We start from the raw sequence: 10,893 nt of genomic DNA on the forward strand, positions 1-10,893 counted from the left end.
ACCAGCACGGCCCGGCTGCGTTCCCCTGCGAAGTCTTGGAGCCACCATGTCCACGTTCCGACGCGTCCTGAGCGTCGTCACCGCCTTATTCGTCGCGACCACCACCGCGGTCGCCGTCGCACCACCGGCTTCGGCTGCCGTCTGGCAGCCGAAGCCGTTCCAGCTCACGACACCCTGGACCAGCCAGGTGTCGCCCACCAACGCCCTGCCCGAGTACCCGCGCCCGCAGTTGCAGCGCACGGAGTGGCTGAACCTCAACGGGGTGTGGGAGTTCGCCGGGGCCCCCAACCTCGACTCGCCGCCCATCGGCAGGCCGCTCGCCGAGGGCGTGCTGGTGCCCTACCCGATCGAGTCCGCGCTGTCGGGGATCAAGCGGCACGAGGACAACATGTTCTACCGCCGCACGGTCACCGTGCCGACGGCGTGGAGCGGTCGCCGGGTCAACCTCAACTTCGGCGCCGTCACGTGGGAGACCCGCGTCTGGGTCAACGGCGTCCGCGTCGGCGCGACCCACACCGGCGGCTACGACGCGTTCACCATCGACATCACGTCCGCGCTGAAGGCGGGCGAGAACGAGATCATCGTCGGCGCCCGCTCGACGATCGACGGCAGCCTCTACCCGATCGGCAAGCAACGCCGGAACCCCAGCGGCATCTGGTACACCGCCGCGTCCGGGATCTGGCAGACCGTGTGGCTGGAGCCGGTCAACGCGGCGAGCATCACCCGGCTCGACACCACGCCGGACGTCAACGCGGGCGTGCTGGACCTCGTCGTGCAGGGCACCGCGGGGATGCAGGCGCGCGCGGAGGTGGTGAGCGGCGGCCAGGTCGTCGGTACGGCGACCGGTGCGACCGGCGCCCACCTGCGCGTCCCGGTGCCGAACGCGCGGCTGTGGTCGCCGGACGACCCGTTCCTCTACGACCTGCGGGTGACCCTGCTGGGCACCGGGGGAGGGGACGCCGTCGTCGGCTACTTCGGCATGAGGTCGGTCGGCAAGGCGATGATCGGCGGTGTGCTGCGGCCGACGCTGAACGGCAAGTTCGTGTTCCAGCTCGGCACGCTCGACCAGGGCTACTGGCCCGACGGCATCTACACCGCGCCGACGGACGCGGCGCTGCGGTTCGACCTGGAGCGCCAGAAAGCGTTGGGCTTCAACATGGTCCGCAAGCACATCAAGGTCGAACCGGCCCGGTGGTTCTACCACGCGGACCGGCTCGGGCTGATGGTGTGGCAGGACATGCCCGCGCTCGACTCCGTCGACGACACCCCGGTCGCCAGCCACGCCAACTACGAGTCGGAGCTGCGCCGGATCGTCGACCAGCTCAAGGGGATCACCTCGATCGTCCAGTGGGTCCCGTTCAACGAGGGCTGGGGCGAGTACGACAACGGCCGCATCGTCGACCTGGTGCGCTCGATCGACAGCACCAGGCTGATCAACCACAACTCCGGGTCGAACTGCTGCGTGTCGGACCCGGAGCCGTCCAACGGCGACGTGATCGACGACCACGCCTACCAGATCTCCACCGGCACCAGGCTCCCCACGGCCACGCGGGTCGCGGTGCTCGGCGAGTACGGCGGTCTCGGCAGGGCGATCCCCGGCAGCGAGTGGCAGCCGGGAGCCGGGTTCGCCTACGGCGCGCTGTACCCGGACGAGTCGTCGCTGACGAACCGGTACGTGGACATCACCAAGGAGGTCGGCAAGTTCGTGCACACGCGCGGGCTGTCGGGGTCGGTCTACACCGAGCCGTACGACGTCGAGAACGAGGTCAACGGCTTCTACACCTACGACCGCCGGGTGCTGAAGATGAACGAGGCGCGGGTGCGCGAGGTGAACCAGCGGGTGCTGGCCCTGGCGCGCGGCACCGAGGTCGGGCGCGGCGAGCTGGTGTCGCTGCGGGTGACCACCCCCGGTTACACCGACCGGTTCCTGCGCCACTCCGACGCGCTGGCGCGCACGGACGTGATCAACGACGGCAGTTCGGACGTGGCCAAGCAGGACGCCACGTTCTGGGCCCGCCCTGGGCTCTCGAACTCGGCCTGCCTGTCGTTCGAGTCGCGCGACTTCCCCGGCAGGTTCCTGCGGCACTCGAACTTCCGGGTCCGCAACGACCAGAACGACGGGTCGTCGGTGTTCGCGGGCGACGCCACGTTCTGCGCCCGCGAGGGAGCGGGCGGCACGGCGCTCGAGTCGGCCAACCTGCCCGGCTACTTCATCCGGCACTACAGCGAGGCCGTCTACCTTGCCCGTTCCAGCGGGGCGAACCCGTGGGACGGCGGGGGGACGTTCACGGCCGACAGCACGTGGGCCGCGACGTCCGGCATCTGGCGCAGCGGCGCTGACCTGCCGCTGGACCAGGCCAGGTCGTTCCGGGTCACCACGCCGGGCTACACCGACCGGTTCCTGCGCCACCAGGCCGACCTGGCGCGCACGGACGTGGTGAACGACGCCAGCGCGGCGCTGCTCAAGTCCGACGCCACGTTCGTCGTCCGCCGCGGTCTGGCGAACTCGACGTGCTACTCGTTCGAGTCGCGCAACTACCCCGGTCGCTTCCTGCGACACGCGGACTTCCGCGTCCGCCTGGCGGCCAACGAGAACACCGACCTGTTCCGGCTGGACGCGACCTTCTGCGCCCAACCGGGGACGGGCGGCGTCCGGCTCGCGTCGGCCAACGAACTCGGCACCAACGTGAGGCACTACGGCGAAGCCGTGTACGTCGCGTCGAGCGGCGGCGCCCACGCGTACGACAACCCGTCGTCCTACGACCAGGACACGAGCTGGGCCGTGGCCAACCCCTGGGCTCCCTAGACAGGGCTATGACCGGTAGTGGTGGTGCCGTGTCCGCCGTCCACGGCACCACCACCTCCTTCCTCCAAGTCGTCTCCTGTCAGGGAGAGGGCGCGCGCCGCCTCCTCGACCACGTGGTCGAGGCCGTCGAGGATGCCGCGGAGCTGGATGCCGATCATCGCGGCCTTGGCGCCGGTGGCGGGATCCCTGTGGGGTTCCAGCGTCGTCAGTTCGACCAGTGCCGTGGCGACCAGTCCGCGCTTCTTGGCGGGCGTCACGCGGTCGAGTTCATCCACCGCGCGCTTCACCAGCATGTCCACCTGCCGGACGTCGTTCCTCGCCAGGCTGAGCAGCACCAGGTTCAGCAGGACGTTCGCGGTCTGGTGGGTCGCGCCGAGCGCCCGGAGGAAGGCCGATCCCGCCTCCTCCGTTCTCCCCGTCCTCATCAGGCACCAGCCCAGCAGGTTCAGGTCCAGCGCGTTGAGGTGCACTCGACCGGCCAGCCGGTCGACCACCGCTTCGAAGGAGGTGGTGGCCTCGCCGTGCTCACCGACGGCCATCAGGCACTCGGCCAGTTCCGTCGTGATCGACAAATCTGCGGGCCACCTGCTGTGGGCCTGGCGAGCCCTCTGCACGGCCAGGTCGTGCGCTCCGGCCATGCGTGCGGACTTGATCGACAGCCAGGCGGTCTCGGCTCGGGTCACCTGGACGTCCAGCGCGTGGGCCGCGGCGGCGTCCCACGCGCCCGCGTGCGACCAGATCATGGCCATCGCCGCAGGTGCCGCGCCGTCACCGCGACTGCGGAGCTGCGCGGCCGCGGCCACTGCCTCGTCCCAGGCGTCGACCGCGAGCAGCCCGGTGATCGCCTTGACGAGGTCGACCGACGCCGTGGCAGTCTTGAACGCCTCGCTGAAGGTCTGCGCGGCCCGGAGCGACTGGCCGACGACCAGTTGCGTCCAGCCGATCCTCGTCAACGTCTCGGCGTCGTCTCCGAGTTCGGCGACCGACTCCTCCAGCGCCGAGAGCGTGGAGGCGTACTCGCCCAGCCTGTAATGCCCGATCGCCTTGTTCAGGTAGTGGTCCCGGTCAGCGGTCCCGTCGTGCTCGGCGTTGCCGAGCAACCGCCGCACCGACTCGACCGTGCCGTGATCCGCCTCGAGGACCAGCAGTCGGCTCACCGCGAACCCGTGGTGAGGGTCGACCGCGACCGCGCGGTCGAGGAGGTCGCGCGCCGCGTCGACGTGACCGTCGTCGAGTTCCACGGTACCCATCACCGCCAGTACGTAAGCGCTGTCCGGATCCCGGTCGAGGGCGGCCTTCGCGAGTTCCCGAGCCCTTCCCCGATCGCCCTGAATACGGTGGACCTCACCGAGCGCGGCGAGGGCGACGGGTGGGGGATCGGCCTCCTGCGCGAGGCGCTCCAGTTCGGTTTGCGCTTCACGCAGGCGTTCGAGGCGCCAGAGGACGTCGATCCGCTTCCACTGGAGGTCCTTGTCGACCGCTAGCAGGTCGGGATGTTCGCCCAGCACCGCCAACGCCTCGTCCAAGTGGCCGAGCGCCCGCAGCACGTCCACGTGCCCGTGCACCAACCGGGGGTTGAGTGCGTTCAGCCGCCGTGCCTTGGCGTAGAGGGCGTCGGCCTCGCCCCAGAGGCGGTGCTCGGCGGCGAGGCGTGCACGCCGTTCGGCGATGAGCCGGACGTCACCACCGGAGTCCAAGATCTTCGCCAGCACGGTGCGCACCACGGTGTCCGCGTCGGACCACACGTGGCCCGTGAGTGTGTTGAAGAGTTGGTCGAGGACCCACTCGTCCTCGGGCGCGTGCGCCGCGGCCTCGGCCAGTGACGCCACACCTCTCTCGACGTCGTGGAGGGCGATTAGCGATCGCCCTCGACCCACCAAGGCGTCGCTGTACGTCGGTTTGATCCGCAGCGCCCGGTCGAAGGCTCGCACCGCGTGCTGGTGCCGCCCCGCTCTGCGGTGCACTTCGCCCGACAGCGCGTGGGCCCGCACGTTGTCCGGTTCCTCGCGTAACGCCCGTGTGATTGCCTCCTCGGCGGTGAGAATGCCGTCCGGCTTCTCCGCCAGCGCCTGTTCGGCCAGCCACAGCAGCGCGGTGACGTTGTCCGGATCACGTTCGAGCACCTTCTTGAACGCGGTTCGCGCCTCCGCGACGTGGTCGAGCACGTCGTGCGCCAGTGCCAGCGACACCGCCATCCACCCCGGTGCCTTGTCGGGGTCCACCGAGGTGAACCACTCCAGGGCTGTGGCCGCGTTGCCGCGCAGCAGCGCGACCTCGCCCTGGCGTGCCGTCAGTAGCGGATCAGCGCTGGAGTGCTTCGCAGCCTCGGCGAGGTCGCGCTCGGCGGCGGCGTAGTCCTTGAGCAGGACGTGGGCCCGTCCCCGTAGGTGCGCGGGAGCGGGGGCGTTGGGCGCGAACAGGACGGCCTTGTCCAGCGTGGTCACGGCATCCCGCACCCGGCCGATGCTGATGAGGACCTCACCGAACCGGGTCAGCACCCACGTGTCCTCGGGTAGATCGGCGATCACCGCGTCCACCAGCCCCGGATCCTCCTCCAGGCTCCCCGCGCTGTGCCGGGCTATGGCGATCAACGCCCGGCCGAGCGACGGTCTCCGGGAGATGATCGGCCTCGCCGAGTCGACCGCCCCGCTGAAGTCGTTCGAGCCGAGGAACAGCCGGGTGCGCACAGTGAGCGCGTCCGGTTCCTCGTCGTCCTGCGCCAACGCCTCGGTCGCGAGGCGGTTCGCGTCCTCTTCGCGTCCTCCGTCCAGCGCCAGACGTGCTGCCATCGCCAGCAGCGACGGGTTACCTGGCCACTTCAACAGCCCTCGCTCCACCATCGCGACAGCGGCTTCGGGCCCCTCGACGGCGTTGACGACCGCGGCCAAGGCGGCCAGCCGCTGAGCGGTCGGCTCTGCTTGATAGGCCGTGTCGAACAGGTGTACCGCCGACGTGAGGGCGCCCTGCTGCCTGCGGGACAGGGCCAGCGCCGTCCACGTCTCGGCGCGGATCCGGCGGGAGGCCGCGAGTGCGAGCGACGCGAGCCTCGACTCGACGGCCTTCGGCAGCCCGGCGGACGTCAGCCCGCGGACCAACTTGGTGAGGACACTGGTGGCGACCTCCTCATGCCCCTCGCGCACGGCCTCGGTCGCCTCCTCCAGGCGGAGACGCGAGACCGGTGGGTCCGCGGGTCGCTGCTGAGCCCACGCCAGGACGTTGATCGCGTCGGGTTCTCGGTACAGGGTCACGTTCAGGCCACCTGGCGTCGCTTGGACCACCGCGACTTGATGTCGTCGGCAACTCGGAGTGGCTCGGCGTTGTCGACGAGCCTGCGCTGCCACGCCGCTGTCAGCACGTCGGGGACCTCGTCCTCCTGGATCGGTGTGGCACCGGTGTCGCCGTCGTCGCCCAACGACCCGTACCACTGCTGGGAGGCCTTCCACCGGTCGTTGTCGTACGGAGGGAAGATCATCATGAGTCCTTCGAAACTCTCCACGGTTCGCTGGACGAAGTCGTCCAGCCAAGTGTTCTCCGGGATGAAGTGGTCCGCTGCTTCATGCTGGACGGACAAACCGGCGTGGGCCCTCACGGCGGTGTCCCAGATCGTCGTGAGGCGCGCCACGACGTCGGTGAAGTCCCCTCCGCGGTCAGGTGCCGTCGGACGTTCCCGCCCCAACGTCGCGATGATCACCCGAGCGCGGTCCACGTCACGCGGTTCGTTGGCCTCCGAGGGCTTGTCGCGCCCAGGGTTCAACCGCAGCAGCAGCGACGCGCACGCATAGGACAGCCCGAGCGTGTAGGTCGCGAACACGTCCGCCAGCAAGTGCTGGACGTACTCCACACTGGGACTGGGGACACCGGCCTGCGGAGCCGCGGCGAAGCCCTCGACGAGCTGCTTCAGGTCCCCGCCGCACTCCTTTTTCGCGTATGCCAGCCCGACTTCGTGGCCCACCAGCGGGATGCCCCAGATCGACCAGTCCGGGAAGCCGAGCAGTACGACGCTGTCGAGTGCGTTGCCCAGACCGGCGTGCCGTGCGGGCAGCGGGAGCGACCGACCGGTCGCCACTCTGAACCGTGTGAGCAGGGCGTCGGTCATCTCGCAAACACGATCGTCCAAAACGGGTGTCGCGAACCGTCAAGCCGCCCAAGAAGTCCACGTACTCGATGAAGACCGGACGTGCTACCTGGTCCAGAAGCTCCTGGTACGCGGCCCAATGCTCCCTGCGATCGGCAGGGGGAGCGCCGCCGACATTCGCGCGCAACTCGTGCAACTCGGCCATGAGTTCGTTGCACCGGCGGCTCAGGCTCGTCCGCAGCACCTCCGACCGGTCGTGGAGGCTGACGGCCGTGGCCAACGCGGAGTCCAGGTGCGTGCTCGTGGTGCGGAGGTTTTCGGTGACGGTGGCGATCAGTTCGGGCAGTTTGCTGATGTCCTCGTCCAGCTCGTAGGTCGTCTCCGCGAGCAGCTTGCCGATCTTGGCCTCGTTGTTCATGGCCGAGTTGAGGGCGGTCAGTTTGTCCTTGACCGCCCTCCAGGCACGGGCACCGTCCTTGAGGCTGGTCCGCGCTTGCTCCAGCAACGTGCCCCGCTCCTGGGCGCTGTCGACGGCGCTGCGGACCTTCTTGATGTCGAGTTCCAGCGCGTTCAGCCGCACGATCAGCAGATCCGGTGTCGTCAACGGGCTCCTCCAGTGGCGATCGACCGGCAGTAGGACAGTGCGAGGTCGGCCACCGCGGACTCGTCCTCCCCGATGTGGGCCAGCCGCCAGCGCCACACGCCGTCGAGGACAGCGAGGACGCTCGCATCCGCGGGTGGTTCGGGATCCAGCTGAGCCAACCTGTGCGCCACGTCGATGGCCGCGTCGGCGTCCCGGTAGACGAGTCCCGGCCGATGGCGCACGATCGAGACGACCGTCCGCTCAGCCGCTTCGGCGGCGGCGGGCGCGGGTGGGCACAGGGTGCGGAACAGGCTGTTCTCGACAGCCCTGACCGTGGTGAGGTGCGCGTCCCGGTAGCGGTGGAGCCCGGTCGCGGCGGTGAGCGCCTCCAGCACGGCCCCCATCGTCGCCACCCGGTCCCTCCACGACGGGTGGGTGCTGGTCGTCGCGGAGGCCCGTCCGCCGTCGGACGTCCTCAGGCACAGCGTGGCGATCGGGTAGGTGGGGCCGAGGCACGTGGTGGCGACCGCGTCGGCGACGAGTTCGTTCGCGTGGCTCCGCGCCTTGTCGAGATCCCCGCCGATCGTTCCTGCGACCGAATCCACCACGTCCTGCAACGGTCGCGAATCCCTCAGGGCCGGGTCCAGGTGCGGTAGTCGGGCGGCGGCGTGGTGACCGAATTCGTGAGCGAGGAACGGCAGGTCCCACACCCTGGTGCCGGGAAAGCGCAGAGAGATCGTCGAGCGGTCCTCGTCGATCGACTCCAATTCCTGCGTGTGACCCAGCACGACGCCGGGAAGCCCGGCGGTGGACGTTAACCGGGAAAGCAGAAAATCGGCCACTTCGAACACGCCAGAATCCAATTTCGCGTCCTGGAGCAGTCGATTCATCCCGAGCGCCAGAACCTCCCGGACCAGGGGATCCGCGTCCCTGGCCGAGGCGTGCCACGTCGACCAGTCGGTGCCGCTCCGTGTCGTCAACGACTGCGCCTCGACCCGGTCGGTGAGGCCGGTGAGGCCTGTAGTCGTGTGGTCGAGGAAGCGGGCCAAGTCCTCCATCCGGGCGTTCTCCGCGGCGATTCGGAATCGGAGCACGGCGTCCAGATCAAGAAGGGGCATGGTGGTCCTCGACGAGCAGGCGGACACCCCGCACGCGGCCTGGCAGGTCGGTGGCACCGGTGTGGTCGCGCCCCGCCAGCACGAGCGCGGCCAGCACGAGCACGAGGCCCGTGGACGTCAGCGCTGCTGCTTGGGGAAGGGTGATCTGCACTAGTGCCAGCACGCCCGCCAACCCGGTGATCACGACAGCGATGCGGCCCAAGATGGTGCAAACCTTGTCGAAGGTACGGACGAGGTCGCCCAACCGGCGTGCCACCAGTCGCTTCTCGGCGCCCACCGGTTCGGTGAGCCCTTTGCCGACCGAGGTCGCCCCGATGGCCCATCCCGCGATGACCGTGCCGTCCTCCCCCCGGCCCAGCCGGGTCAGCACCTCGTCGAGGTCGGCGCGGAGCCGCTCGACCGCGGTGAAGTCCGCCAACCTCAGGAGAAGGCTGAGACCTCGGCGGATCGCGCGCAACGCCAGCGTGAGCAGCCGGCTCGGCGTCGCGACGTCCAAGTCCGTGACGAGGTCGCGCAGCACCGTGGGCACTTGGTCGACGACCGGCCGGAAGGTCTTGTCCAGCAGGGAGGTCGTTACCTCCGCCGCAGCGGTGGACAGCGAGTCCAGCGACTCCCGCGCCACCTCTAGCACGGACCGGTCCGCGTCACCAGTGCCGTCGAACCCGCGGATCGGGCCGGACTCGCGACCCACGTTCTCCAAGACGTCTGACGTGAACGCCAACGAGGCGGCCGCGGATTGGAGTTCTCCCACCCGCGCGGGGTCGATCAGCACCCCGTCGGCGACGCACAGCGTGGCGCCGATCGAGAGCTGCGCGAGCGCGGACTCCAGCAACTCCTGGTCGCTCGGTTCGGCGACGGGAGCGAATCCGCGGGTGGAGTCCCCAACCGTCCTCTTCGCGTTCGACTCGAGCCGGTCGAACGCCAAACCGACGTCGTACCCGTCCGTCCTGATCGCGTGGACGAGGGTGTTCGCGGCAGAGGCGACAGACCGCGTGCTTTCTGCAGACGAAGCGTTCGTCGTGGTATCCATCGGCTGTTACCTCCCTTTCGCCGGAGCGGAGCCAATTGTTCCGCGTTCGCTTCCGGCGATTCAGGGCTATCATCGCGCACTTACGACTCCCTGTTACGACAGATTTTTGCTGTCACCTGATCGAGTGCTCTCATTGGCTTGAGATTACCGATTTTTGCGGATTACTTCGTGATTTATGCCGATTCGGTTGCGGACAATCGGGTCGGGTGTACCGCTGAAAGGGGGGAGTTGCGGCTCACGTGTGAATGACCGTACGACCAATTGGTGGCCACCCTGTGTCGCGCGGGTCCCCGGTGCCGGCAGGCTGGGCCACATGGTCGACAAGCCAGTGAAGCTGGGCATCATCGGACTCGGCGCCATGGGTGGACGGGTGTTGGACGTGGCCGCGGAGCACGCGGACCTGGAGGTCGTGCGCGCCTGTGACCTCGATCAGGCGACGCTCGACCGGGTGGCCGCGGCGCACCCGGAGATCGCCGTGAGCCGGGACCCGGCGGACGTGCTGGGCGCCTCGGACGTGGAGGCGGTCTACCTCGCCACGCCTCCCGCTTTCCACGCGGAGCTGACCGTGGCGGCGCTGGGGGCGGGCAAGGCGGTGTTCTGCGAGAAGCCGCTGTCGGTCAGCGCGGAGGACGGGCGGACGATGCGGGACGCGGCCGCGGCGAGCGGGCTCGCGACGGCGGTGAACTTCGCGCTCTCGGACCGGGACGTCGTGCTGGAGGTCGAGCGGGCGCTGGCCGCCGGTGAGGCGGGCGAGGTGCTCGGCGTCGACGTCCGGCTCCAGTTCCCCCAGTGGCCCCGCGAGTTCCAGGCGGACGCGGCGTGGCTGGACGGGCGGCAGCAGGGCGGGTTCGTGCGGGAGGTGTTCTCGCACTTCGCGTACCTGACGGACCGGCTGCTGGGGCCGTTGCGGGCGGTCGACGTGAGCGCCGACTTCCCCGCCGAGGGCAGTGAGGTGGCCGCGCGCGGGCTGCTGCGGGCCGGCGACGTGCCGGTGCACTTCACCGGGGTCGCGGGCGTCGCCGGACCCGAGGTGTACGAGTGGGTCCTGTGGGGGACGCGCCGGTCGTACCGGCTGCGAGACTGGGCGAGGCTGGAGGTCTTCGAGGACGGCTCCTGGAACCCCGTCCCCAGCCGCCGGAGGGGCTCGGACGCCTCGCGCCTCGGCCTGTTCGCCGAGGCCGTGCGCGGGACCGGCTCGCCGAACCTGGCGGGCTTCGACATCGCCCTGCGGGTGCAGGAGGCCGTGGAGGCGTTCCACGCGTGAACCCGCGGTGGGGGGGG

Annotated in this window: 7 protein-coding genes; 3 read left to right on the forward strand and 4 right to left on the reverse strand. The window is 69.6% G+C overall.

The features are described 5' to 3' along the window. Positions 1–46: 46 nt before the first annotated feature. Positions 47–2,806 (forward strand): AbfB domain-containing protein, encoded by a 2,760-nt coding sequence (locus NZH93_RS11285; RefSeq protein ID WP_259622940.1) that lies wholly within the window; start codon positions 47–49, stop codon positions 2,804–2,806. Here NZH93_RS11285 and NZH93_RS11290 read toward each other — a convergent pair. Further along, on the reverse strand, positions 2,803–6,054 hold the full coding sequence (locus NZH93_RS11290; RefSeq protein ID WP_259622941.1) for a tetratricopeptide repeat protein: 3,252 nt from the start codon (positions 6,052–6,054) through the stop codon (positions 2,803–2,805). The two genes, NZH93_RS11285 and NZH93_RS11290, sit on opposite strands and share 4 nt — an antisense overlap. 2 nt (positions 6,055–6,056) lie before the next feature. Beyond that, positions 6,057–6,902 carry a hypothetical protein gene (locus NZH93_RS11295; RefSeq protein WP_259622942.1) on the reverse strand — a complete coding sequence of 282 codons (846 nt, stop codon included), beginning with the start codon at positions 6,900–6,902 and terminating at the stop codon, positions 6,057–6,059. A 182-nt stretch (positions 6,903–7,084) separates the two neighbouring features. Here NZH93_RS11295 and NZH93_RS11300 point away from each other — a divergent pair, with 182 nt between their 5' ends. Further along, positions 7,085–7,255, forward strand: coding sequence for a hypothetical protein (locus NZH93_RS11300; protein WP_259622943.1), 171 nt, complete (start codon positions 7,085–7,087; stop codon positions 7,253–7,255). A 226-nt stretch (positions 7,256–7,481) separates the two neighbouring features. Here the strand turns inward: NZH93_RS11300 and NZH93_RS11305 are convergent, their stop codons facing one another. Both NZH93_RS11305 and NZH93_RS11310 read right to left on the reverse strand, forming a co-directional pair. Beyond that, a complete protein-coding gene (locus NZH93_RS11305) occupies positions 7,482–8,582 on the reverse strand; it encodes a hypothetical protein (RefSeq protein ID WP_259622944.1) in 1,101 nt (366 codons plus the stop codon). Further along, positions 8,569–9,612: a hypothetical protein gene (locus NZH93_RS11310; RefSeq protein WP_259622945.1), complete on the reverse strand. Its 1,044-nt coding sequence runs from the start codon at positions 9,610–9,612 to the stop codon at positions 8,569–8,571. Before NZH93_RS11310 ends, NZH93_RS11305 begins: the two co-directional genes overlap by 14 nt. 313 nt (positions 9,613–9,925) lie before the next feature. On the opposite strand from NZH93_RS11310, the gene NZH93_RS11315 reads away from it, so the two are divergent. Beyond that, positions 9,926–10,876 carry a Gfo/Idh/MocA family protein gene (locus NZH93_RS11315; protein ID WP_259622946.1) on the forward strand — a complete coding sequence of 317 codons (951 nt, stop codon included), beginning with the start codon at positions 9,926–9,928 and terminating at the stop codon, positions 10,874–10,876. Positions 10,877–10,893 lie beyond the last annotated feature (17 nt).

Source organism: Umezawaea endophytica, assembly GCF_025061645.1.
GTDB classification, from domain to species: domain Bacteria; phylum Actinomycetota; class Actinomycetes; order Mycobacteriales; family Pseudonocardiaceae; genus Umezawaea; species Umezawaea endophytica.